Genomic DNA, 23915 nt, shown 5'->3' with positions numbered 1-23915 from the left:
GATTCGTGCCGAATATGGAAAGTGGCGATTCGTGACGAATGTCGCGAAAGCGCCGGCGAAAGCCGCGATTCGTGCGGAATCGCGCGAGGTCAGACGTCGAGGCGGTAGCCGCGTTTGACGACGGTGGCCACGAGACCGGGGGTGCCGAGGCTCTGCCGGAGGCGGCTCAGCGACACCTCCATCGCGTGCTCGTCGCAGCCGCCGTCGAGGGCGACGGACAGGTCCCGGCGCGACACCACCGCTCCGTTCGCCGCGACCAGCGCCCGGAACAGCGACAGCGATGTCGGCGTCAGCCGCACCGCGTTCCCGGCCACGACGGCGACGCTGCCGCGCAGCTCGACCTCCCCGTGCCGCGTGCTCACCCGCCTGGTCGACTCCGCCTCGAGCTGCTCGCAGACCAGCCGGATGAGCGCGCCCATCCGGTAGCGGTCCGGCTGCAGCGGCTCGATCCCCGCGCCGAGCAGCGGGGCGGACGTCACCGGCCCGACGCTCGCGGCGACCACATCGGTGCGGAACGCCTCCAGCACCTCCGGGTGCCGGCCACGGGCGAGGGCGGCGATCAGCAGCCCGTCGACAGCGGGCGCGCTGGTGAAGGTCACACAGTCGAGCTGCCGGGCGGCGATCGCGTCCACGAGGCGGGTCGCCCGCTCGTCGTCGTCCTCGGCCACCGACCAGGTGTACGGCGCGACGGCGAGGACCCGGTCGCCGGCCTCCTGCAGCCGCTGGAGCTGACCGACGTCGGTCTGGCCGTGGAGCTGGATGGCGACCGTGATCCCGGGCGGGAACTCCTCGATCACCTTCGAGACGAGGGAGGCCGTGGTCTCCTCGTCCGACATCCCCGCGTCGTCGAGGCCCGCGGCCCGCACGGCGCCGCGCGCCTTCGGTCCGCGCACCAGGATGGTCGATTTCGCGAGCGCGCGCTGCAGCTCCTCGCCGAGGCCTGCCGAGTCGGCGACCTCGAACCAGCGGCGCATCCCGTAGCTGGTGGTCGCCAGCAGCACGTCGGGAGCCGCGGCGATGATCCGCTCGGTGGCCGCGATGACCGGAGCGTCGTCCTCGGCGTGCTGCATGTGCACCGTCGGCGCGTGCAGCACCGCCGCCCCACGGCGCTCGAACGCGTCGATCAGGTCGGCCGAGCGGCGGTCGCTCGTCACGCCGATGCGGAATCCGGCGAGCTGGTCCGGGCGGAAGGCCGCGACGCGTTCGTCGCCCATGTCAGCCTCCGGCCACCGCGGCCGCGTCGGCCAGTGCCGACGTCGCGTCCGCGTCCCCGCCCCGCGCGAGAGCGACGACCTCGCCGATCACGACGACCGCGGGCGAGCCGACCCCGGCCTGGACCGACTCCGTCAGAATCGTCCCCAGTTCGCCGAAGGTGGTCCGTTGCCGGGCGGAGTAGCCCTGCTCGACGACCGCGACCGGCATGCCGGGATCCATCCCGAAGCGTGCCAGCCCCGCGGTGATCGACGGGAGGTTCGTGACGCCCATCAGGATCACGATCGTGCCGCCGAGGCCCGCCAGATGCTCCAGTTCGGCGGGCGAGAGCGGTGCGTGCCCCGAGACCACGGTGAACATCCGGGAGGCCGTGCGGTGGGTGACCGGGATCCCGGCCGCCGCGGGGACGGCGATCGCGCTCGTCACCCCGGGGATGACGCTGACCGGGACTCCCGCGCGCCGGCACGCCTCCACCTCCTCGCCGCCGCGCCCGAAGACGAACGGGTCGCCGCCCTTCAGCCGGACGACCGCAGCCCCCTCCCGCGCGTGCGCGACCAGGAGCCGCTCGATCTCGTCCTGCGGGATGGGATGGTGCCCCGGCCGCTTGCCGACGTCGATCAGCTCGGCGCCGGGCGCGAGCTCCGCGAGGGTCTCGTGCGGGGCGAGCCGGTCGTACAGCACGACGTCGGCCGCCGCGAGTGCGCGCACCGCTGCGACGGTGAGGAGGTCGGGGTCGCCGGGGCCGCCGCCGACCAGCGTCACCGAGCCGGTCCGGATCGGGTGGATCATGGGGTCTCTCCTTCCGCCGCGGTGGTCGCAGTGGCGCCGCGCACCGGGATCGTCGTGCCCGCCAGCAGCACCGTGCCGGCCGCCCGCTCCTCGGCGGTCGCCGGCCGGAGCTGCCCGCGCTCCTCGACCCGCGCGATCGACGGGTCGGCCTCGGTCGGCGCGTTCACGAACGACCGGAACCGGCGCAGCCGCTCCGGGTCGCGCAGAGTGGCCGCCCACTCGTCCTCGTACGTGTCGATGTGCTTCGCCATCGCGGCCTCGAGCTCGGCGCCGAGCCCGAGGGAGTCCGCCACGACGACCTCGCGCACGTGGTCGACGCCGCCGTCGAGGTCCTCCATCCAGCGGGCCGTGCGCTGCAGCCGGTCGGCGGTGCGGATGTAGTACATGAGGTAGCGGTCGATGTACCGGACCAGCGTCTCGTCGTCGAGGTCGGACGCGAGGAGCTGCGCGTGCGCGGGCTGGAAGCCGCCGTTGCCGCCGACGTACAGGTTCCAGCCCTTGTCGGTCGCGATCACTCCGACGTCCTTGCCGCGGGCCTCGGCGCACTCGCGGGCGCAGCCCGAGACGCCGAACTTGAACTTGTGCGGGGCGCGCAGGCCCCGGTAACGCAACTCCAGCGAGACGGCCATGCCGACCGAGTCCTGCACGCCGTACCGGCACCAGGTGGAGCCGACGCAGCTCTTCACGTTCCGCAACGCCTTGCCGTAGGCCTGACCCGACTCGAAGCCGGCGTCGACCAGGCGCTTCCAGATGTCAGGCAGCTGGTCGAGGCGCGCGCCGAACATGTCGATGCGCTGGCCTCCGGTGATCTTCGTGTAGAGGCCGAAGTCGGTCGCGACCTGCGCGATCACGGCCAGCTTCTGCGGGGTGATCTCACCGCCCGGGATGCGCGGGACGACAGAGTACGTGCCGTCCTTCTGCATGTTCGCGAGCGCGCGGTCGTTGGTGTCCTGCAGCGGGCCGCGGCCGCCGTCGAGCGGGTAGCCGCTGTGCTGGCTGGCGAGGATGGAGCCGACCGCCGGCTTGCAGATGTCGCAGCCGCGACCGCGGCCGAGCCGCCCGATGGTGTCCTCCCAGCTGGTCAGCTCCAGCACGCGGATCGACTCGAAGAGCTCCTGGCGCGACAGCTCGAAATGCTCGCAGAGCGCGTGCGAGACGGTGGCGCCGGCGGCGGTGAGCTCGGCCTCCAGCAGCTTCTTCACCAGGGGCACGCACGAGCCGCACTGGGTGCCCGCGCGGGTGCAGGCCTTGAGTTCGCCGAGATCGTGGCAGCCGTCTCCCACGGCCTCCCGGACAGTGCCGGCCGTGACGTTGTTGCAGGAGCAGACGAAGGCGTCGTCGGGGAGGGCGCCGCCGGCGGGCGGCTCGGCGCCGGCCGCGGACAGGTACGCGGCGGGCTCGGCGTCGAGCTCGCGGCCGAGCAGCGGGCGGAGGCCGACGTAGGGCGACGCGTCGCCGACGAACACCCCGCCGAGCAGGGTCTTCGCGTCGTCGCTGACGACGAGCTTCTGGTACAGGCCGCGCGCCGGGTCTGCATAAACGATCTCCAGCGCGCCCGGCTCTCGGGCGAACGCGTCGCCGAAGCTGGCGACATCCACGCCGGAGAGCTTGAGCTTGGTCGCGTCGTCCACTGTCGTGAACGTCGCGTCGCCGCCGAGCAGCCGGTCGGCGACCGTCTCGGCCATCGCGTTGGCCGGGGCGACCAGGCCGATGGTCCGGCCGTCGACCGCGGCGACCTCGCCGATGGCCCAGATCGCGGGATCGGACGTGCGGCAGGACTCGTCGATGACGACGCCGCCGCGCTCGACGGTCGCGATCCCCGCCTCGCGGGCGAGCTCATCGCGGGCACGGATGCCGATCGCGAAGACCACGATGTCGGCGGGGACCGTGCGGCCGTCGGCGCAGCGCACCGCCGAGGGGAGGCCGTCGCCGCCGAGCACGATCTCGCGAGGACGCGTCCCCAGGTGGAGGTCGATCCCGCGGGCCGAGATCAGCCGCCCGAGCGCCTGCCCCGCGCCCTCGTCGAGCTGGGCCGACATCAGCCAGCCGCCGGAGTGGATGATGACCGCTTCGGCTCCCAGTGCCGCGACACCGCCTGCGGCCTCCAGCCCGAGGAGGCCGCCGCCGGCGACCGCGACCCGGGGCGCGCGGCCGAGCCGCTCGCGCAGGTCGGCGACCTCGGCGACCAGGGCGTCCACGTCGTCGATGGTGCGGTAGACCCTGCTCGCCGCGGCGCCCGGAATGTCGGGAACCGGGGCGGAGGAGCCGGTGGCGAGCACGAGGTCGTCGTAGCCGAGCACAGCACCGGCCGAGGTCGTCACGGTCTTCGCGGCGCGGTCGATGGCGGTGACGGCTTCGCCGACCCGCAGCTCCACCGCGGCGTCCTCCCAGTGCGAGGCCGGCTCGAGCGTGAGATCCACCTCGCCGTCGGCGAGGCGCTTGCTGAGCTGGACCCGGTCGTACGGCAGGTACGGCTCCTCCGCGACGACCGCGATGGATCGCTGGCCGGACCCCTCGCCGCCGCGCGACACGAGCGCGTCGACCAGCCGGTGCGCGGCCGGGCCGCCTCCTACGATCAGCGTGCGTCGACTCGTCATGCGGGCGCCCCTTTCCGTGTCCGGCGGCTTCCGCCGCACCGGCGGTTCCCCGCCCGGTGCCTTTCGAGCGTAGGAGCAGGGGGTTTCCCGGCCGTTTCGGCCGTGTAACCGCGCGTTAACACCGCTCGCACACGGCCGGGCGCAGGGTGTGAGCCGGGATTCACAGAGAGGTAACACGATGCGCGGCCTCCCGAAACACGCCTCCCGTAGCGTCGGCGCATGACGATCACGCAGACCACCCGGCACCCCGATGCCGCCCGCGCCGACTGGGTGCGCGCCTGCCGTGTCGACGACCTGGAGCCGTCGTGGGGCGAGGCGGTGCTCCTCCGGATGCGCCAGATCGCGCTGTTCCTGCTCTCGCCGCGTGAGGTCTACGCCGTCGCGCACGAGGACCCGGCGGGCGGCGCCCCCGTGATGGCGCGCGGCATCGTCGGCTCGCGCGGCGACCGGCCGACCGTCGCCTCACCCCTGCACAAGGAGGTCTACGATCTCGGCACCGGGGAGTGCTTCACCGACCCCGCGCTGGCCCTCCGGACCTTCCGCACCCGCATCGTCGGCGGGTTCATCGAGATCGAGCTGGGCGACGGATGACGGATGTCGTCCTCGCCGCCTCGCACGGCACGTTGTCCCCCGAGGGGCAGGCCGCCGTGCGCCGCCTGGTGGAGGCCGTGGCCGGGGCGCTGACGGAGACCGTCGTCGGCTGCCATGTCGACGTCGAACAGCCCGATGTGCCGTCCTCGCTGGAGCGCGCCGCGGGACTCGTCGGCGCCTCCGGCCACGCGGTCATCGTCTCGCTGCTGCTCTCCGCCGGGTACCACGTCTTCGTCGACCTGGCCGACGCGGCGGACGCCTCGCCGATCCCCGCGACCGTGACGCCGGCGCTCGGCCCGGATCCCCGGCTCGTGGACGTGCTCGTCGAACGACTGCGGGAGTCCGGACACCGGCCCGGCGACCAGGTCGTGCTCGCCGCAGCCGGCTCCTCCGACTCCCGCGCCGTGGCCGACTGCCACCGCACGGCGACCCTCCTGGCGGGGCGGATCGGCTCGACGGTCTCGGCCGGGTTCATCTCGGCGGCGGCTCCCGCGCTTCCCGAAGCGGTGGCGGTGGCGCGGGCCCGCGCGGGAGGGGCGCGCGTGCTGGTCGCGACCTACCTGCTGGCCCCGGGCTACTTCGCGCAGCTCGCCGCCGCGGCGGGCGCCGACGTCACGACCGAGCCGCTGCTCACGCCCGCCTCGACGCCGCACCAGCTCGTCGGGATCGTGGTCGACCGGGTGGGGGCCGTCCGGCGGCCGAGCAGGGTTTAGGCCACCGTCATTCCGGCGCGGGCGAGCCGCCCTCACCGCGCAGCGCCCGCACCATGCTCTGCAGGCCGGCGAACGCGGCGGACTGCTCGCCCGGCGTCATCCCGGCCAGCATCCTCCCCTCCACCGATCGCACCGCGGCGCTCGCCGTCGCCAGGCTGCGCCGCCCGCGCGCGGTGAGCCTCGCCGGCAGCACCTTGCCGACCGGCGCCTCCGCGGGACGCGTGACGGAGCCGTCGCGCTCCAGCGACTGGAGGAGCACGTTCATCGTCTGCCGGGTCACGAACGCGCCGCGCGCCAGCTCGGAGTTCGACAGGCCGGGCCGCTGGGCCAGCAGCTCCAGGCAGGAGTAGTGCGTCACCGTCATCCCGAGCGGGCGGAGGACGTCCTCCATCGCCGCGCGGAGGGCGGTCGACGCCTCCTTCAGCAGGTAGCCGAGGGAGGTGTCGAGCTGGATTCCATCGTCAGGGGCGCTCATGTCAGTAGTCTGACATAGGCTTCAACGTGTCAGAAAACTGACACACGAGAGGAGTTCCCCATGTCCGCCATCGGCCCCGATTTCATCTCCCTGCAGGTGCGCGACCTCGACGCATCCGGGGTGTTCTACGAGCAGTACCTCGGCCTCGTCCGCTCGCCCGCCGGCCCTCCGCACGCCGTCGTCTTCGCGACCGAGCCGATCGCGTTCGCGCTCCGCGAGCTCGTCGAGGGCACCGACCTCGACTCCGTCGCGCAGCCCGGCGTCGGCGTCGCGCTCTGGCTCCGCGCCGCCGATGTCCAGGCGATCCACGACGAGCTGGCGGCCGACGGGCGCACCATCGTCTCGGCCCCGATCGACGGACCGTTCGGCCGCACCTTCACGTTCGCCGACCCCGACGGCTACCACGTCACGCTCCACGACCGCGCGTGAGACTCCGCGCTTGACTTCAAGCGCTTGAGGTCTGTTCTGATGGGGACATGACCAGTTTGAGCATCCAGGACGTGTCCCGGCAGAGCGGTCTCAGCGAGCCCACCCTGCGGTACTACGAGGAGGTCGGCCTCCTCGGCCCGATCGCCCGCGACGGCAGCAGCGGGCACCGGCGCTACAGCGAGGGCGACCTCGACACGGCGCAGGTGCTCGCCTGCCTGCGCGCGATGGGCGTCGGGATCGAGGACATGCGCACCTATCAGGCGAACCGGCTGCGCGGGCACGACGCCGCGGGCGAGCAGCGCGACATCCTGCTGCGGCACGCCGTGCGCGTGGAGGACCAGATCGCGACGCTGCGCACCCACCTCGACTACCTGCGGGCGAAGGCCGCGCTGTGGGACGCCCGCGCGCGTGCCGACGTCGCGGCCGAGGCCGAGGCGCACGTCGAACTGGAGGCCATCCTTCCCCGACTCGAGGAGACGTTCCGATGAACAGCACCGCCACCACCCCCACCACTCTCGTCACCGGAGGCACCGGCTACGTCGCCACGCGCCTCATCGCGGACCTGCTCGTCTCCGGGGTGGAGGTGCGCGCCACCGTCCGATCCCTCGACCGGGCCGACGAGGTCCGGGCGGCGGTGCGGCGCGCGGGCGCCGACGCCGACGGGCTGACCTTCGCGGCGGCCTCGCTCACCGACGACGACGGCTGGGAGGCCGCGCTCGCCGGCGTCGAGGACGTGTACCACGTCGCGTCGCCGATGATCCAGACGACGGACCCGGCCGAGGTCGTCGTCCCGGCGCGCGACGGATCACTGCGCGTGCTGCGCGCGGCACGCGACGCGGGCGCCCGGCGCGTCGTGCTCACCTCGTCCTTCGCCGCGGTCGGCTACTCGCCGAAGCCGGTCCGCGACTACGACGAGTCCGACTGGACCGACCCGGAGACGCCCGGCCTGCCGGCCTACCCGCTGTCGAAGGCGGTCGCGGAGCGCGCCGCATGGGGCTTCATCGAGCGGGAGGGCGGCGACACCGAGCTGGTGGCGATCAACCCGACGTGGATCGCCGGCCCGACGCTCACCGCGTCGGCGCGCTCCTCCCTCCAGCTCTTCACGGGGATGCTCGACGGCGCCATGCAGGCGGTCCCGCGGCAGCGCTTCGGCATCGCGGACGTCCGCGACGTGGCGACGGCGCACATCGCCGCCATGGCGACGCCGGGGGCCGCGGGCAAGCGCTACCTGGTCCTGGCGGACGGCCCGACGATGACGTTCCTCGATGTGGCGAACGTGCTGCGGGCGGAGCTCGGCGACGCGGCGCGCCTCGTGCCCGCCGCCGAACTGCCGGGCGATGAGCCCGCGCCGCTCGTCATCCACAACGAGCGCGCCAAGGCCGAGCTGGGCCTGCGGCCGCGCCCGGCGGTGGAGACGATCGTGGCGACGGCGATGAGCCTGCGGGAGCTGGGGATGCTGGCGGCGGCGTAGCGGACGTACTGGACGGTATGCAGTCTCCTCAGACCGTGCTCGACCGCACGATCAACTCCGGCTCCAGCAGCTCGTGCCTCACGGCCGTCCCCTCGCCGACGAGGATGTCGACCAGGATCTCCGCGATCCGGTCCTTGGGCTGGCGGATCGAGGTGATCGCGAAGCCGGACTCCCCGGCCACCGGCGAGTCGTCGAAGCCGGTGACCGCCACGCCTGAGCCGACCGGGATGCCGAGCTCGCGGGCGACCAGGACCACGGCCAGCGCGTGCTGGTCCGTCGCGCTCACGATCGCCGTCGGCGGGTCGTCGGAGGTCAGCAGGGTGCGGGCCGCGGCCAGCGTGTCGGTGAACTCGGGCCCGGTCTCCACGACCCGGCCCGGCGCCAGCGACGACTCCCGTCCGCGCGCGGTGCACGCGCCAATGTAGCCGAGCCGCCGGTAGCGGGTCGTGATCAGCTCGTCGGGGTAGCCGACGTAGGCCAATTCGGTGTGGCCGAGCGACGTCAGGTGATCGACGGCGAGGATGATGCCCTTCTCGGCGTCGGTGTCCACCCAGTTCCAGGTGGCGCTCTCGTCCTGCGGGTCGCCGCCGTACGCGACGAACGGTATGCCGCGCTCCGCGAGCGCGGGGAGCCGGGGGTCGCCGATGGAGATGTTGGGCACGATGAAGCCCGCCGCCATCTGGCCGTAGTAGAGGTCCTCGCAGGCCTCGATCTCCTGCGACCCCGCGGAGATGAGGGTCAGGTTGCGGCCGTGCCGCTCGGAGGTCGCCGCGAGGTCGTGCAGGAACTGGTCCATGTACGCGTCGGCGGCGAAACGGTGCGGACCGATGAGGTACCCGATCTGGCGGGGGAGGGCCAGCCGCAGGCTGCGGGCCACCAGGTTGTTGCGGTAGTCGAGCGCGTCCATCGACGCGCGCACGCGCTCCCGGGTCGCCTCGCTGACGATGTCCGGCCGGTTGATGGCGTTGGAGACGGTCATGACGGAGACGCCGGCGTGGCGGGCGACGTCGGCCATGCTGGGCTTGCGCGTGCCCGTCTTCTTGGGAGCGGTCATGGGTCCTTCATTTTCGCACAGTGCCGGCCGGTCGTTGTAAGCATAAAAAAGTTCGTGACTTCAGCGTCATTTTATGCTTACAATCTCGCACACGCACCGTCGTCATCCCCCGTGCAATGCAAAGGAGCATCCACCCATGAAGACAGCACATCGCGCCGTCGTGGCCCTCGCGGCCGCGGCACTCATCCCTCTCGGACTCGCCGCGTGCAGCGGCGGGGAGCGGCCTCCACCGCCAAGAGCATCACGCTCGAGGACTACTTCACCGACGGATCGCACGACGCCCAGTACGCGAAGTGCGAGGCCAGCACCGGCATCAAGGTCAACGCGGTCCACGTCGCGGGCGCCTCGCTCATCCAGAAGGTCCTGCAGCAGGTCTCGTCCAAGACCCTCCCGGACGTCCTGATGATCGACAACCCGGACGTGCAGCAGATCGCGGCGACCGGCGCCCTCGCGCCGCTCAAGGACTTCGGGATCACCGGCTCCGGCCTCACCCCCGCCGCCGTCAAGGCGGGCACCTACAAGGGTGAGCTGTACGGCGCGCAGCCGCTCGCCAACTCGATCGCGCTGTTCTACAACACCGACATCCTGCAGGCCGCGGGGGTCCAGCCGCCCAAGACGTGGGACGAGCTGCGCAGCGCGGCCCGCCAGCTCACCGACGCGAGCAAGGGTCGCTACGGCTTCGCCATGAGCAACATCAACACCTACGAGGGCACCTGGCAGTTCCTGCCCTTCTTCTGGACCAACGGCGGGAACGAGAAGAACATCGCGACACCGGAGGCCGCGCAGGCCCTCCAGCTCGTCCTCGACCTGCAGAACGACGGGTCGCTGTCGAAGAGCTCCATCTCGTGGGCCCAGGCCGACGTGAACAACCAGTTCATCGCGGGCAAGGCGGCCATGATGATCAACGGACCCTGGCAGATCCCGGCTCTCTCGAAGGCGAGCGGGCTGCACTGGGCCAGCGTCTCGATCCCGGTCCGCGAGGCGTCGCAGACCTCGGTCGCGCCCCTCGGCGGCGAGCAGTACACGGTGCCGCAGACCGGCAAGAAGGACGCCCAGGCGGCCGGCGCGAAGTTCGTCCAGTGCCTGATGACCCCGGCCCTGCAGTCCTTCGAGGCCAAGACGGCACAGACCGTGCCGACCAACCTCGCCGAGGCCAAGAAGTTCGGCGCCGCGAACCCCGACGTGGCCTCGTTCGTCGGCGTCGTCGCCGACGCGCGGGCACGCACCGCCGAGCTCGGCCCGGACTGGCCCAAGGCGGCGACCAAGATCTACACCGCCGTGCAGCTCGCGCTGACCGGCAAGGCGTCCCCGGCGGACGCCCTCAAGCAGGCCCAGTCGGAGAACCAGTAACGAGCTCGCAGGTGGCGGGGGCCCGCACGGCTCCCGCCGCCCGCGGGAAAGGAACACGGTCGATGACGACTCTCAACGCGGAGACAACCGCGATCGCCCCACCCGTCCGGGACAGCGGCCCCGTCGCGGGCAGCCCCCGCCGCCGCAGGTTCCGGCTCGCCCGGTCGGTCAGCAAGTGGCTGTTCGTCCTGCCGGCGGTCCTGTTCGTCCTGATCTTCTTCGGCTACCCCATCGTCAAGAACCTGGCGATGTCGTTCCAGGACTACACGACCACCACCTTCTACACGGGCGAGGCCCCCTGGGTCGGCCTCCAGAACTACATCACGACTGTCAGCAGCTCGCTGTTCAGCACGACCATGCTGAACACGGCGCTGTTCACCATCGGCTCGATCGTCCTCCAGTTCGCCATCGGGCTCGGCCTGGCGCTGTTCTTCAAGCGCAACTTCCCGCTGGGCGGCTTCCTCCGCTCGCTGCTGCTCCTGCCGTGGCTGCTCCCGCTGATCGCGTCGAGCGCGGTCTGGAAGTGGATCCTCGACCAGGACAGCGGCGCGCTCAACCAGTTCCTCGGCGTCTTCGGCGTCCACCCGATCCCGTGGCTGGTGAGCCCGTCGCTCGCGCTGATCGCGGTGATCGGCGTGAACGTCTGGCTCGGCATCCCGTTCAACACGACCATCCTCTACAGCGGACTGCAGGGGGTGCCGGAGGAGCTCTACGAGGCGGCGGCGCTCGACGGCGCGGTCGGCTGGCGGGCGTTCCGGCACATCACCTGGCCGAGCATCCGCCCGGTCGTCAGCGTCGTCGTCGTGCTGGGCGTCGTCTACACGCTCAAGGTCGTGGACGTGATCCTCGGCCTCACCGGTGGAGGCCCCGCCAACTCCACCCAGACGCTCGCGACGTGGGCGTACCAGAAGTCGTTCGTGCAGTTCGCGTTCGGGGAGGGCGCCGCGATCAGCAACATCCTGATCGTGATCTCGCTCGTCTTCGCCGTCGTCTATCTGTACATGTCACGCAAGGAGGTCGACGAATGACCGAGACCCGAGCCATCGTGCTCCCCAAGGGGCGGCGTCCCGAGCGCCGGCAGGCCACGCGGCGCTGGCCGATGACCGTCCTCGGCGTCCTGTTCCTTGCGGTGATGATCTTCCCGGTCTACTGGATGGTCAACAGCAGCCTGCAGGCCAACGCCGGGGCCGCCACGACCGCGTGGTTCCCGCTCCAGCCGACGCTCGACGGCTACGTCACGGCGATCAAGCAGCAGGGCGGCAACCTGGTCACCAGCACGATCATCGCGCTCAGCACCGTGGTGCTGACCATCGCGATCGCGACCCCCGCGGCGTACGGACTCGCCCGATTCCGGATGCGCGGCATGACCGTGTTCGTGTTCGCGCTGCTGATCACGCAGATGATCCCGGTCATCGTGATCGCGAACGCCCTCTACGCGCTGTTCAACGACCTGGGGCTGCTGAACTCGTACGCCGGGCTGATCCTGGCGGACACCGCGGCGCAGATCCCGTTCGCCATCCTGCTGATCCGGGCGTTCATGGGATCGCTTCCGCCGTCCCTGGTCGAGGCGGCGCTGGTCGACGGAGCGAACAACTTCCGCGCTTTCATCTCGATCGTGGTCCCGATCAGCAAGAACGCGATCGTCACGGCGGCGCTGTTCACCTTCCTCGGCGCGTGGGGCGACTTCCTCTTCGCGCTGACGCTGACGAGCACGCCGCAGGTCCGGCCGATCACGCTCGGCATCTACGACTACATCAGCGCGAACGTGCAGCAGTGGGGCCCGGTGATGGCCACCGCTGTTCTGGCCTCCATCCCGGCCGGGGTGCTGCTGATCCTCGCGCAACGGTACATCGCCGCCGGAGCCCTCGGCGGCGCGATCAAGTGAACCCGGCCGGGACCCCGGTCCCGGACGACAGCAACAAGGAGAGTGACGAGAAATGTCTCATCGAATCGGAACCGCGGAAGACCCGATCCGCGTCGTCGTGTGGGGGAGAACCGCCACGAGCAGCTGGAGCCGGAGGTCGCCGCGATCTACCCGACCGGCATGCACACCACGATCAAGGAGGGCATCGAGGAGTTCGCGGGCGACCGCGTGAGCGTGACGACCGTGACGCTCGACGACCCGGAGCACGGGCTGACCGAGGAGCTGCTGGAGCAGACCGACGTGCTGACCTGGTGGGGGCACGCGGCGCACGCCGAGGTGTCCGACGAGATCGTCGAGCGCGTGCACCGGCACGTGCTCGCCGGGATGGGGCTCATCGTGCTGCACTCCGGGCACTGGTCCAAGATCTTCACCACGCTCATGGGCACAACCTGCACGCTGCGCTGGCGGAGCGACAACGACCGCGAGCTGGTCTGGACCGTCGACCCGACCCACCCGATCGCGAAGGGCATCCCGCACCCGATCGAGATCCCGGCGCAGGAGATGTACGGCGAGCAGTTCGACGTTCCCGCGCCCGACGAGCTGGTCTTCATCAGCACGTTCAGCGGCGGCGAGTGCTTCCGCAGCGGGATGACGTTCAGGCGCGGCAACGGCAAGATCTTCTTCTTCAGCCCGGGCGACCAGGACTACCCGGTGTACCACCACCCGGATGTCCGTCACGTCATCGCCAACGCCGTGGAGTGGGCGGTCTCCGACCGGCCCGCGCGGCAGATCCCCGTCCTGCTGCGCTACGAACGCGGGGACTTCTTCACCGGCCACGGCTACGCGGGCGCGCTGCACAACCGCGACGAGGTCGCCCTGTGAGCGGCGTCGCCGCCGTCCACCAGCAGGAGGCGCTGCCCGTCGTGCTCGTCGGCGCCGGCAACATGGGGCGCAACTGGATCCGCACTTTCGCGTCGTCCCCGGAGGCCCGTCTGGTCGGGATCGTCGACCTCGACCTGGACCTCGCGCGTCGGGTCGCGCAGGAGGAGGCCCTCGACGTCGTGATCGGGTCGTCGGTGTCGGAGGTCGCCGCGCAGAGCGGCGCGGTCGCGGTGGTGAACGTCACCGTCCCCGCCGCGCACCGCCCGGTGAACGAGGAGGCGCTCTTCGCCGGCCTCCCCGTCCTCTGCGAGAAGCCGATCGCGCCCACGCTGGTCGACGCGCTCCAGCAGGCCGCGCTCGCCGAGGTCTCGGGCGGCCTGCTGATGGTCAGCCAGTCGCGCCGGTACTTCAACGAGTTGACCCGGCTGCGTGCCATCGCCGGCCGGCTCGGCAGGGTGGGGGCGATCACCACCGAGTTCTACAAGGCCCCGCACTTCGGCGGCTTCCGCGACCGGATGGCGCAGCCGCTCCTGGTGGACATGGCCATCCACCAGTTCGACATGGCCCGCTCTCTGCTGCGCGCGGACCCGGTGACGGTGTCGTGCTCGTCGTGGAACCCGGCCTGGAGCTGGTACGACGGCGACGCCTCCGCCACCGCGACCTTCGAGTTCGACGACGGTGCGCGCTACACCTTCACCGGGAGCTGGTGCGCACCGGGTCGCGAGACCTCGTGGAACGGCTCGTGGCGGATAAGCGCCGAGCACGGAACCGCGGTCTGGGACGGCGACGGCGTGCCCGAGGCGGACGGGATCGACCGCCTCCCCGACGCGCCGGCGGGACCCGAGGAGATCGCCGGATCGCTCGCGGAGTTCGTCCGCTGTCTGCTCAGCGGCCAGACGCCGCAGAGCGAGATCCACGAGAACATCCACAGCCTCGCGATGGTGGAGGCTGCGGTGCTGAGCGCGGACACCGGCGAGCGCGTCGACATCCCGCAGCTCCTGGAGCGGCGCTACGAGGAAGCGGTGCGGACCGAACGCCGCGCCGACGTGCGGGAGCGACTCGAGCAGTGGGGGAGCGTCGCGCACCTGCGGGCAGCGGAGGTGACGCCGTGACGGCCGCGCCCTCGCTCCGGGTCGCACTCATCGGCCACGGCTTCATGGGGGCTGCCCACTCGCAGGCGTGGCGCGTCGCGCCCCGGTTCTTCGATCTGCCGCTGCGGCCGGAGATGGCGCTGCTGGTCGGCCGCACCGGGGCTGCGGAGTCGGCCGAGCTGCTGGGCTGGGCCGAGTCCTCCACCGACTGGCGGGAGGCCGTCACCCGTGACGACATCGACCTGGTCGACATCGTGACCCCCGGTGACACCCACGCAGAGATCGCCGTCGCAGCGCTGGAGGCCGGCAAGCACGTGCTCTGCGAGAAGCCGCTGGCCAACAGCCTCGACGAGGCCGCGCGCATGACTTCGGCCGCGGCGACCGCACGGGAGGGAGGCGTGCTCGCGATGTGCGGGTTCACCTACCGGCGCGTGCCCGCGATCCTGGAGGCGCGCCGGCTGGTGGCCGAGGGGGCGATCGGCGAGGTGCGCGAGGTGCGCGCGCAGTACCTCCAGGACTGGCTGAGCGACCCGGCCGCCCCGATGACGTGGCGGCTCGACCGCTCCGCGGCCGGGTCCGGTTCGCTGGGCGACATCGGCGCGCACATCATCGACGCAGCCGAGTTCGTGGCGGGCGATCGCATCGCCTCGGTCAGCGGCACCCTCGAGACCTACGTGCGCCGGCGGCCCATCCTGGCCGAGCAGCGCGGCCTCGGCGGCGTGGCCTCCGACCGGTTCGGGGAGGTGACCGTCGACGACGCGGCCTGGTTCACGACCCGGTTCGGCTCGGGGGCGATGGGCTCCTTCACCGCGACCAGATACGCCACCGGACGCAAGAACGCGCTGCGGCTGGAGATCTCGGGGACGCGCGGCGCCCTCGCCTTCGACCTGGAACGCCTGAACGAGCTGGAGTTCTACGACGCGACCGAGCCGGCCGACCGCCTCGGCTTCCGCCGCATCCTCGCGACCGAGCCGGAGCATCCCTTCGCGGGGAACTGGTGGCCGACCGGCCACGCCCTGGGCTACGAGCACGCGTTCTCCCACCAGGTGGTGGACTTCGTGACGGATATCGCGGAAGGGCGCGAGCCGGCGCCGTCGTTCGCGGACGCGCTGCACGTGCAGCGGGTGCTGGCTGGCGTGGAGGAGAGCGCGGCGGCGGGGAGCGCGTGGGTGGGGATCGTGTGACGGGACGGCCGGGCCGACCCGACCGGCAGAGGCCACCGCATGACGGCCGGCGTCGCCGCCGGGTCCTGGCTCACTCGTCGCCGGCCGGCCTCCCGGCGAGGAGATTGGTGGTGAAGCCGCGGATGTCGCGGCGGAGCGACGGGTACGCGCCCTTGAGCGGAGCGTTGTCGTCCACGAACTCCAGGATCGAGATGAGCGTGTCCCGGACGAGAGGGTCCGCGCTGCGCACTCCCCACGACTCCGCCTCTGCGACGATATCCGCGAGGGTGAGCTCGGCGTGGAGGTAGGTCTCGTTGATCGCCAGCGCCATCCTGCGGTCGTTGTCGCGGTGCGCCGTCGGGACGACGTCATACGCCGGCGCGAGTCCGTCTCGCGCCTGACGCGGGTGAAGGATCGAGATGTTCTTGCCGTGCATGTCGAGGTTCCCGACGGCGACGGCAAGCGTGTTCAGGCGCGTCAATCGCTCGCCCGACTCGATGTCGCCGCGTTTCATGAACACGTCGGCGATTCGCCTGAGCGTCGTCTTCCCGCCCAGCTGCTGGTACTTCTCGTTCCCGCTCGCTCCCAGCGCCTGGTTCATGTCCTCCTGATGGATCCGCCCGTCGGGAGCATCCGGCGAGCGGTCGTAGCGTTCGATCACGAGCGTGCGGATACCGTCGAACACCTCGATCGCCGTGTCATAGTTCAGGAGGCCCAGGCTCCGTGCGATGCGGGACCCGTACTCCTCGTCGAAGATCGTCGTATCGTCCGTGTCGAGCTGTGGTTTCAGGATGTGGGTGGAAGCGTATCCGTCGTTGGGCTGCTGCCACCCGCCTCCCGACCGTGCGAGGACGATCTTGGGCTGGACACCGTTGATCAGGGACTTGCCGGTGCGCTTGGCGTTGCCGAGTGGATATCGCCTGGCGTCTCTCAGGAGGTCTCCGATTCGCGCGTCATCGACGTCGGTCGCGAACGGCGTGCGCGGCTCGCCGGGGCGGTCGGGGTCGTAGATCTGGATGGCGCCGGAGACGTCGCGACCGTATTGCGCGAGCATGGCGATGGTGTCCCCGTTCTCGATGCCGGCCTGGCCCCGGAGGTAGGTGTAGAGGTCTCCTTCCGGCAGAAGCTCGGCGAAGTAGTTGCGTCGCCTGCTCGCGGCATGGCCTCCTCTCGCCGCCACCAGCTCGAGGGGCACGGAGTTCGAGAGCTCCCGGGAACCCAGCGGGAAGAACTCGAATGCAGCGGGGTTCGTCGCGAAGTCGAACGTGCGGGGGTTCGTCCCGACGAGGTTCCCGATGTGATGCCCGTACAACTCCACGATGAGGTCGGCCATCAGAGCGTCCCCCGGTCGGTGTCGATCTCGGCGATGAGGCGTACGTCGGTCGCGTGGAGATAAGCGAACAGCCGGTCCATGAGCACCGACGGTTTTCCGGACTCCAACTCCCACACGTACCGCTGGCTCACTCCGAGCCGAGCGGCGAGGTCCCGCTGCGACAATCCGGCGAGCAGTCGCCCCTGCTGCAGGAACCTGCCGAGATCCTCGGCGGACTCCACGTCGCCCTGGAGCTTCACTCCGCACCTCCTCATGACTACTATTTCGTAGTCATTATGGCTGACTACGATATCGTAGTCAAGCGGCTTGACTACGATATGGTAGTCGCCTCGGGCCGTGCGGGTACGAGACGTACGCGAACCGCGCGGAGTCCGGCGACCAGCTGTTGACGTTGATCGCGCCCTGGCCGCCGGGGAGCGGGATGCGCTCCAGCGGCGTCCCCCAGTCCGCCTCGAGGGTGCGGTAGGGCGCGGAAGGCTCCTTCGGGGGTTCGGGCGGTGTCGTCACGGCGACGGGCGTCCTGCCCGCACGGCGGCGAACCCGTCCCGGACCGCGGCGACGAGATGGCGGACGGCGGGGGAGGGGCGGCGGCTGGCGTCCTCCGCGGAGGTCGCCACGAGGATCGAGCGCACGAACGACGGGTCGTCGACCGGGAGCAGGACGATGCCGGGGTGCGCGGCGGTCGTCGCGAGCCCCGGGATCATCCCGACCACCATCCGCGCGGCGGTCATGCCGAGGAGGACCTGGAAGTCGTCGGTGCGGATAGCGACGTCCAGGACGTGCCCCTCCGCCGCGAAGGCGTCGGCGACGACGCGGTCCATCGCGTCCTCCACCGAGGTGGCGAAGACCCAGCGCTCGCCGCGGAGCGAGAGGACGGCGGCGAGGTCGACCGACGTGCGCGAGGCGAGCGGGTGGCCGACGGGCAGCGCCAGCATCAGGGGGTCGCGGTACACCTCCATCGTCACCACGTTCGGGCGGAACGGCAGCTCGTAGCCGGGAACCGTGTAGACGAGCGCGGCGTCGAGCGCGCCGCGGTTGATGCTGTCGACGAGCGCGGGGACCTCCTCGAACGTGGCGTCGATCTCGATGCCGAGGTCGCCGACGCTGGCCGCGACGAACGGCAGGATGCTCGCTGCCGCCGTCGCGAAGGTCCCGAAACGCAGCCGCACCCGCCCCAGCCGGCTGAACTCGCGCGCGTCTCCGATCGCCCGTTCGCTGAGCGTCAGGATCTCCTGGGCGCGTTCGAGGAGCAGCATGCCGACGGGGGTCAGCTTGCTGCCGCGCGGAGAGCGGACGAGCACGGGCGCCCCGACCAGACGCTCCAGGTTCTTCAGGTGGTAGTCGACGGTCGGCTGGCCCCAGCCCAGGCGCCGGGCGGCGGCCGTGACGGAGCCCTCGGCGTGGACGGCCCGGAGCGCCTCGAACTGTCTCAGATCCGCCATCGGATCCCCTGTCTGGATGCGGGTGACGACCCGGCCGGGTGAATCGAGTCACATACAGTCTATGTGGGCAGGGCGAAGTTCGGGGGATTCTGGTCACGAGGTCGCCGCCCGCACGATGGAGGCATGGCCCCCACCCGTTCGTCGTCCGTCGACTCGCGTCCGCTCCCGCCCACTGCCGATGTCCGCCAGTGGGAGACGCCGTACGCGGACGCGCTGGAGCGCCACGCGGCTCGCGCGCCGCTCCCGCTGATGGTCCCGGGGCACGGCGGGGACGACCTCGGCCTTAGCGCGCGGCTCGCCGACTTCATCGGGACGCGGCCGCTGCAGCTCGACGTGCCCATGCTGGTGGATGACATCGACCTGGGTCGGGACTCGCCGCTGAGCCGCTCCCTCGACCTGGCGGCGGACGCGTGGGGCGCGCGCCGCACCTGGTTCCTCACCGGCGGCGCGTCGCAGGCCAACCGGATCGCCGCGCTCGCCGTGCGGGGGCTCGGTGCGAACATCCTGTCCCAGCGCAGCGCGCACTCCAGCTTCAGCGACGGCGTGCTGTCGGCCGGCCTGGCGCCGTCCTTCGTCCTGCCCTCGATCGACGCCGCGCACGGCGTCGCGCACGGCGTCTCGCCCGCCTCCCTCGACGCAGCACTGACCGCTGCGGGGCAGGCCGGACGGCCGGCGGCCTCCGTCTACGTCGTCTCGCCGAGCTACTTCGGCTCGGTCGCCGACGTCGCCGGGCTGGCGCGGGTGGCGCACGCGCACGGCGCCCCGCTCATCGTCGACGGCGCCTGGGGTCCGCATTTCGGGTTCCACCCGGATCTGCCGGAGTCGCCCGCCCGGCTCGGCGCGGATCTGGTCGTCTCCAGCACGCACAAGCTCGGCGGCTCGCTGACCCAGTCCGCCATGCTCCACCTCGGCCACGGCCCGTTCGCCGACGCCCTCGAACCGCTCATCGAACGGGCGGTCTCGATCACCGCCTCCACCTCCACGTCGGCGCTGCTGCAGGCCTCCCTCGACATCGCGCGGCACTCCCTCGCCACCGGCGCCGAGCTGATCGGCCGCTCGATCGCGGTCGCCGACGCGTTCCGGGACGCGCTGCGCGCCGACCCGCGGTTCGGCGTGCTCAGCGATGGCTTCGGCGCGTTCGACGACGTCGTCGCCGTCGACCCGCTGCGGGTCGCGATCGACGTGTCGAAGACAGGGGTCAGCGGGCACTGGCTGCGTCAGCGCCTCATCGACGCCGAGGGGATCTTCTTCGAGATGTCGACCGCGACCACGCTCGTCGCGCTCATCGGCGCCGGCAAGACTCCGGACCTCGCCCGGGCGCACCGGGCGCTCGCCGCGGCGGTCGACTCGGCGGAGGCGCGCGCCGAGCGATCCACCGGCGGCGCGGACGAGTTCCCGGCGCTGCCCGAGTCCGGCCCGCTGCGCACGCTGCCCCGCGACGCGTTCTTCGCCGACACCGAGCTCGTGGCGGCGGCCGACGCGGTCGGGCGCATCTCGGCCGACACGCTCGCCGCCTACCCGCCCGGGATCCCGAACCTCATCCCCGGCGAGGAGATCACGGCGCAGACGGTGGCCTTCCTGCAGGCCGTCGCCGCCTCCCCGTCCGGCTATGTGCGCGGCGCCGTCGACGCGCGGGTCGAACGGTTCCGGGTGACCGGCCGGAGCTGAACCCCCACGCGGACCGCGACGATTTCGAATCCCCCACCAATCAAAGGAGACTGGTAGATATGCCCACCATCGCTCAGCAGCTGCTGCGCAGAAAGCCCACGACGCCTCCCGGAGCCGGCGAGGCGCACCTGAAACGCAGCATCGGCCTCTTCTCCCTGACCATGATCGGTGTCGGCGGGACGCTCGGCACCGGAATCTTCTTCATCCTGTCCCAGGCGGTCCCCGTCGCCGGCCCCGCGGTGATCTGGTCCTTCGTCATCGGCGGCGTCGTCGCGGGGCTCACCGCCCTGTGCTACGCCGAGATGGCGGGCGCCGTCCCGGCCTCCGGCTCGACCTACTCGTACGCGTACGCGACGCTCGGCGAAGGCACGGCGATGGCGGTCGGAGCCTGTCTGCTGCTGGAGTACGGCGTCTCCACCGCCGCTGTCGCAGTCGGGTGGTCCCAGTACGTCAACCAGCTGCTCCAGAACCTGTTGGGCTGGCAGCTCCCGGTGCAGCTCTCCCAGGCGCCGGAGCAGGGCGGCATCGTCAACGTCCCCGCGGTGATCGTCATCGTGCTGTGCTCGCTGCTGCTGCTGCGCGGGGCGCGCGAGTCCACGATGGTCAACAGCATCATGGTCGTCGTCAAGATCGCCGTCGTGCTGTTCTTCTGCGCTGTCGCCTTCACCGGGTGGAACAGCGACCACTTCCACAACTTCGCGCCGGCCGGGTTCGCGGGCATCGTCGGCGGCGCCGGGATCATCTTCTTCTCGTTCGTCGGACTCGACGCCGTGTCGACGGCGGGTGAGGAGGCGAAGAACCCCAAGCGGAACCTGCCGCTCGCGATCATCTTCGCGCTCGGGATCATCATCGTGCTCTACGTCGCCACCAGCCTCGCCGCCCTCGGCGCGCAGGCTCCGGCGAAGTTCGCGAACCAGGACGCGGGACTCGCCGCGATCCTGCAGAACATCGTCGGCTCCAGCTGGCCGGGGACCGTCGTCGCCATCGGCGCCATCATCTCGATCTTCTCGGTGACGCTCGTCTGCCTGTACGGGCAGACGCGCATCCTGTTCGCCATGTCGCGCGACGGGATGATCCCGAAGGTGTTCGCGAAGGTCGACCCGCGGACGATGACGCCCGTGCAGAACACCGTCATCGTGATGATCGCCACCGGCGTCCTCGCGGCGGTCGTCCCGATCGACTTCCTCGCCGAGATGACGAGTATCGGCACCCTGGTCGCCTTCCTCGTCGTGTCGCTCGGCGTCATCATCCTGCGCGTGCGGGAGCCGGAGCTGGAGCGGGGCTTCCGCCTGCCGCTCGGCTGGACGATCCCGATCCTGTCGATCGCGGGCTGTATCGCGATCATCACGCAGCTGCGCCTCATCACGATCATCGTCTTCCTGATCTGGACCGCCGCTTTCCTGGTCTTCTATTGGTTCTACGGCCGGAGGCACTCCACGCTGCAGACCGGCGCACCGATCGCCGGCGCGGACGCCCCGTACACGAGCAACTTCGCCAAGCCCAGCACGGACGAGATCCGGGAGGCCGCCGAGCGCCGGAAGGCGGGCCGGAGATGAGCATCGTCGTCGGGGTGGACCCCGCGCACCGCTCGGCCTCCGCGCTTCACCTGGCCGCCATGCTCGCCCGCTCCTCGGGCACGGGCCTCATCGTGGCCGCCGTCGTCCCGCCGGCGTGGCCGACTACGGCGGGCGGCGCGGACGCGGAATGGCGGGGCTACACCCGGGAGAACGCAAACGGTGCGCTCGACCACGCCGCGGCGGTGCTGGGCCGCTCGGTGCCGGCCGAGTACGTGCTGCACGAGGCCCCGTCCGCCCGTCGAGGGCTCGTGGCTCTCGCCGAGGAGCGCGAGGCGTCGCTGATCGTCGTCGGCTCGGCGACGGACGGGCAGCCGGGGCGGATCGCGCTCGGCTCGGCGAGCGACACCCTCCTGCACGCGTCACCGGTCCCCGTCGCGATCGCGCCCCGCGGGTACCGCACGGCGGAGGGCGCGCGCGTCAGCCGGGTCACTGCCGCCTACCGCGGCACCGGTGCGTCGACCGATCTGGTGTTCGGCGCGGCGGGGGTTGCGGCGTCGGTCGGCGCGGAGCTGCGGGTCGCCTCCTTCGCCGTCGTACCGCCCGACTCCGGCACGTCGGGTGCCGGGCTCGACGCCGAGCAGGCCATCGCGGACACTTGGGCGGCCGATGTCGCGACGCACGCCGCGTCGCTGGTCCGTCAGGTGTCGGAGCTGCCCGGGGCTCCGGAGGTCTCCGACGTCGCCGTGGGGAGGGGCGAGACGTGGGAGTCGGCGCTGGCGGAGGTCGGCTGGCAGCCCGACGAGGTGCTGGTCGTCGGCTCGAGCACCCTCGGCCCGATCGCACGCGTGTTCCTCGGCTCGCACGCGGCCAAGATCGTCCGCCACTCTCCCGTGCCGGTCGTGGTCGTCCCGCACGGGGTGGTCGGCCGCGAGCGCGAGTGACCTCCCGCAGCACCTCCTGATCCGAACCGACCGCCTGATCCCGCCAGACCGAAGGGCGCAACACATGCCGCACCCCCTCCTCGATCTCTTCCCGCACGGGGCGGCCGTCGACCCCGACGGCACCCTCGTGATCGCCGGCTGCCGGGTGGACGACCTGGCGCGCGCGTTCGGCACTCCCGCGATCGTCGTCGACGAGCACTCGCTCCGTTCCCGGGCGCGCGAGTACCGCACCGCGCTCACCTCCCGCCGGCCGAACGCGCGCGTCGTCTTCGCGTCGAAGGCGTTCCCCGCGACCGCCGTGCAGCGGGTCATGGTGGAGGAGGGGCTCGGCCTGGACGTCGCGGGCGGCGGCGAGATCCTCAGCGCGCTGCGGGCAGGGGTGGACCCGGCGCTGATCGTGATGCACGGCAACGCCAAGACGACGGAGGAACTGCGGATCGCGGTGGAGGCCGGGGTCGGGCTCGTCGTCGTGGACAACGAGGACGACGTCGACCGGCTCGAGCGGCTTGTCGCGCCCGGGAGCGTCCAGGGCGTCCTCGTCCGGGTCGTCCCCGACGTCGTGTCGTCGACACACCCCGCCGTGCAGACCGGGCAAGTGGGCTCCAAGTTCGGGCTGACGGCCGCGGCCGCGCGCCGTCTCATCGCCCGGATCGAGGCGAGCCCGCTGCTCGACATGCGCGGCGTGCACGCCCACGTCGGATCGCAGATCATGGACCCGGCGGAGCTCGCCGCGGCCGTCGCCCCGCTCGCGGCGCTCGGCACGTTCCCGGTCTACGACCTCGGCGGCGGCCTGGGCGCCCGCTACACGACCGCTGACCGGCCCGCGTCCGTCGGCCAGTACGTGGAGACGCTGCTCGCGGCCGCCGATGAGCACCTGCCGGCGGACGCCGAGCTGATCATCGAGCCCGGCCGCAGCATGGTGAACGCGTCGGCCTTCACCCTTTACGCCGTCACCACGGTCAAACGCGACGCCCGGAACTTCGTGGCCGTCGACGGCGGGATGGGCGACAATCTGGAGGCCGCCCTCTTCCAGCAGCGCTACGAGGCCGTGCTCGCCGGCCGGATGAACGAGGACGACGCCGAGGACGTCGTGGTGGTCGGCCGGCACTGCGAGTCGGGGGACGTGCTCATCGACCCGCTGCGGCTGCCCGCCGCCCGGGTCGGCGACCTCCTCGCGGTGCCCGCCACCGGCGCGTACACGCACACGATGGCGAACAACTACAACGGCTACCGGCGGCCGCCGGTGGTGTTCGCGCGCGACGGCGAGGCGCGGGCGGTCATCCGGCGGGAGACCTGGGAGGACCTGTTCGCGCGTGACCTGTGAGGGGGCGTC

General features: G+C 71.6%; 23 protein-coding genes. 15 read left to right on the top strand and 8 right to left on the bottom strand.

The genetic code is table 11. The annotated features are described in order from the left end of the window. Positions 1 to 89 precede the first annotated feature (89 nt). From ACR5MH_RS11445 to nirB, 3 genes are read right to left on the bottom strand one after another with little or no spacing between them, the layout of a single operon-like run. A complete protein-coding gene (locus ACR5MH_RS11445) occupies positions 90 to 1214 on the bottom strand; it encodes a uroporphyrinogen-III synthase (RefSeq protein WP_431347324.1) in 1125 nt (374 codons plus the stop codon). 1 nt (position 1215) lies between these two features. Then, complete coding sequence (gene cobA, locus ACR5MH_RS11440) at positions 1216 to 2001, bottom strand: uroporphyrinogen-III C-methyltransferase (protein WP_431347323.1); 786 nt, start codon at positions 1999 to 2001, stop codon at positions 1216 to 1218. Further along, entirely contained in the window at positions 1998 to 4598 is a 2601-nt protein-coding gene (gene nirB, locus ACR5MH_RS11435) for a nitrite reductase large subunit NirB (protein ID WP_431347322.1), read from the bottom strand. Before nirB ends, cobA begins: the two co-directional genes overlap by 4 nt. A 219-nt stretch (positions 4599 to 4817) precedes the next feature. Here nirB and nirD point away from each other — a divergent pair, with 219 nt between their 5' ends. Both nirD and ACR5MH_RS11425 read left to right on the top strand, forming a co-directional pair. Then, positions 4818 to 5189: a nitrite reductase small subunit NirD gene (nirD, locus tag ACR5MH_RS11430; RefSeq protein WP_431347321.1), complete on the top strand. Its 372-nt coding sequence runs from the start codon at positions 4818 to 4820 to the stop codon at positions 5187 to 5189. Then, positions 5186 to 5902, top strand: coding sequence for a sirohydrochlorin chelatase (locus tag ACR5MH_RS11425; protein ID WP_431347320.1), 717 nt, complete (start codon positions 5186 to 5188; stop codon positions 5900 to 5902). The genes nirD and ACR5MH_RS11425 overlap by 4 nt, the downstream gene beginning before the upstream one ends. A gap of 7 nt (positions 5903 to 5909) precedes the next feature. Here ACR5MH_RS11425 and ACR5MH_RS11420 read toward each other — a convergent pair whose 3' ends face one another. Then, positions 5910 to 6377: a MarR family winged helix-turn-helix transcriptional regulator gene (locus tag ACR5MH_RS11420; RefSeq protein WP_431347319.1), complete on the bottom strand. Its 468-nt coding sequence runs from the start codon at positions 6375 to 6377 to the stop codon at positions 5910 to 5912. Between the two features lie 60 nt (positions 6378 to 6437). Here ACR5MH_RS11420 and ACR5MH_RS11415 point away from each other — a divergent pair, with 60 nt between their 5' ends. Genes ACR5MH_RS11415 through ACR5MH_RS11405 form a run of 3 tightly spaced genes read left to right on the top strand, consistent with a single transcriptional unit; the run spans position 6438 to position 8277 of the window. Next, a complete protein-coding gene (locus ACR5MH_RS11415; RefSeq protein ID WP_431347318.1) occupies positions 6438 to 6806 on the top strand; it encodes a VOC family protein in 369 nt (122 codons plus the stop codon). A 47-nt stretch (positions 6807 to 6853) separates the two neighbouring features. Continuing rightward, entirely contained in the window at positions 6854 to 7294 is a 441-nt protein-coding gene (locus ACR5MH_RS11410) for a MerR family transcriptional regulator (protein ID WP_431347317.1), read from the top strand. Then, a complete protein-coding gene (locus ACR5MH_RS11405) occupies positions 7291 to 8277 on the top strand; it encodes an NAD-dependent epimerase/dehydratase family protein (protein WP_431347316.1) in 987 nt (328 codons plus the stop codon). The genes ACR5MH_RS11410 and ACR5MH_RS11405 overlap by 4 nt, the downstream gene beginning before the upstream one ends. A 28-nt stretch (positions 8278 to 8305) precedes the next feature. Here the strand turns inward: ACR5MH_RS11405 and ACR5MH_RS11400 are convergent, their stop codons facing one another. Then, a complete protein-coding gene (locus ACR5MH_RS11400; RefSeq protein WP_431347315.1) occupies positions 8306 to 9331 on the bottom strand; it encodes a LacI family DNA-binding transcriptional regulator in 1026 nt (341 codons plus the stop codon). A 204-nt stretch (positions 9332 to 9535) separates the two neighbouring features. Between ACR5MH_RS11400 and ACR5MH_RS11395 the strand changes: the two genes are divergently transcribed. The 6 genes from ACR5MH_RS11395 (at position 9536) to ACR5MH_RS11370 (ending at position 15702) form a co-directional block, all read left to right on the top strand. After that, positions 9536 to 10681, top strand: coding sequence for a sugar ABC transporter substrate-binding protein (locus ACR5MH_RS11395; RefSeq protein WP_431347314.1), 1146 nt, complete (start codon positions 9536 to 9538; stop codon positions 10679 to 10681). A 62-nt stretch (positions 10682 to 10743) separates the two neighbouring features. After that, positions 10744 to 11709, top strand: coding sequence for a carbohydrate ABC transporter permease (locus ACR5MH_RS11390; RefSeq protein ID WP_431347313.1), 966 nt, complete (start codon positions 10744 to 10746; stop codon positions 11707 to 11709). Beyond that, positions 11706 to 12566 (top strand): carbohydrate ABC transporter permease, encoded by an 861-nt coding sequence (locus ACR5MH_RS11385; RefSeq protein ID WP_431347312.1) that lies wholly within the window; start codon positions 11706 to 11708, stop codon positions 12564 to 12566. Before ACR5MH_RS11390 ends, ACR5MH_RS11385 begins: the two co-directional genes overlap by 4 nt. 99 nt (positions 12567 to 12665) lie before the next feature. Beyond that, positions 12666 to 13427, top strand: a complete 762-nt coding sequence (locus ACR5MH_RS11380) for a ThuA domain-containing protein (RefSeq protein WP_433861770.1) — start codon at positions 12666 to 12668, stop codon at positions 13425 to 13427. Continuing rightward, positions 13424 to 14539, top strand: a complete 1116-nt coding sequence (locus tag ACR5MH_RS11375; protein WP_431347311.1) for a Gfo/Idh/MocA family protein — start codon at positions 13424 to 13426, stop codon at positions 14537 to 14539. The genes ACR5MH_RS11380 and ACR5MH_RS11375 overlap by 4 nt, the downstream gene beginning before the upstream one ends. Continuing rightward, positions 14536 to 15702, top strand: coding sequence for a Gfo/Idh/MocA family protein (locus ACR5MH_RS11370; protein ID WP_433861769.1), 1167 nt, complete (start codon positions 14536 to 14538; stop codon positions 15700 to 15702). Before ACR5MH_RS11375 ends, ACR5MH_RS11370 begins: the two co-directional genes overlap by 4 nt. A 70-nt stretch (positions 15703 to 15772) precedes the next feature. Here ACR5MH_RS11370 and ACR5MH_RS11365 read toward each other — a convergent pair whose 3' ends face one another. The 3 genes from ACR5MH_RS11365 to ACR5MH_RS11355 all read right to left on the bottom strand — a co-directional run bounded on the left by ACR5MH_RS11365 (position 15773) and on the right by ACR5MH_RS11355 (position 18456). Next, a complete protein-coding gene (locus ACR5MH_RS11365; RefSeq protein WP_431347310.1) occupies positions 15773 to 17014 on the bottom strand; it encodes a type II toxin-antitoxin system HipA family toxin in 1242 nt (413 codons plus the stop codon). Then, on the bottom strand, positions 17014 to 17253 hold the full coding sequence (locus ACR5MH_RS11360) for a helix-turn-helix domain-containing protein (RefSeq protein WP_431347309.1): 240 nt from the start codon (positions 17251 to 17253) through the stop codon (positions 17014 to 17016). Before ACR5MH_RS11360 ends, ACR5MH_RS11365 begins: the two co-directional genes overlap by 1 nt. A gap of 264 nt (positions 17254 to 17517) precedes the next feature. Further along, on the bottom strand, positions 17518 to 18456 hold the full coding sequence (locus tag ACR5MH_RS11355; protein ID WP_431347307.1) for a LysR family transcriptional regulator: 939 nt from the start codon (positions 18454 to 18456) through the stop codon (positions 17518 to 17520). Between the two features lie 123 nt (positions 18457 to 18579). Between ACR5MH_RS11355 and ACR5MH_RS11350 the strand changes: the two genes are divergently transcribed. The 4 genes from ACR5MH_RS11350 to lysA all read left to right on the top strand — a co-directional run bounded on the left by ACR5MH_RS11350 (position 18580) and on the right by lysA (position 23906). After that, entirely contained in the window at positions 18580 to 20124 is a 1545-nt protein-coding gene (locus tag ACR5MH_RS11350) for an aminotransferase class I/II-fold pyridoxal phosphate-dependent enzyme (protein ID WP_431347306.1), read from the top strand. Positions 20125 to 20183: 59 nt separating this feature from the next. Beyond that, positions 20184 to 21680 (top strand): amino acid permease, encoded by a 1497-nt coding sequence (locus ACR5MH_RS11345; RefSeq protein ID WP_431347305.1) that lies wholly within the window; start codon positions 20184 to 20186, stop codon positions 21678 to 21680. Further along, the gene (locus ACR5MH_RS11340; RefSeq protein ID WP_431347304.1) at positions 21677 to 22582 is read left to right on the top strand and encodes a universal stress protein; all 906 of its coding nucleotides are present in this window, start codon (positions 21677 to 21679) and stop codon (positions 22580 to 22582) included. The genes ACR5MH_RS11345 and ACR5MH_RS11340 overlap by 4 nt, the downstream gene beginning before the upstream one ends. Before the next feature lie 64 nt (positions 22583 to 22646). Continuing rightward, positions 22647 to 23906: a diaminopimelate decarboxylase gene (lysA, locus tag ACR5MH_RS11335; protein ID WP_431347303.1), complete on the top strand. Its 1260-nt coding sequence runs from the start codon at positions 22647 to 22649 to the stop codon at positions 23904 to 23906. Positions 23907 to 23915: the final 9 nt, after the last annotated feature.

The organism is Streptomyces sp. L7, from assembly GCF_050990935.1.
GTDB lineage: Bacteria > Actinomycetota > Actinomycetes > Actinomycetales > Microbacteriaceae > Leifsonia.
Note: the sequence above shows the minus strand (reverse complement) of the source record. Positions and strands in the feature narration are given on the sequence as shown.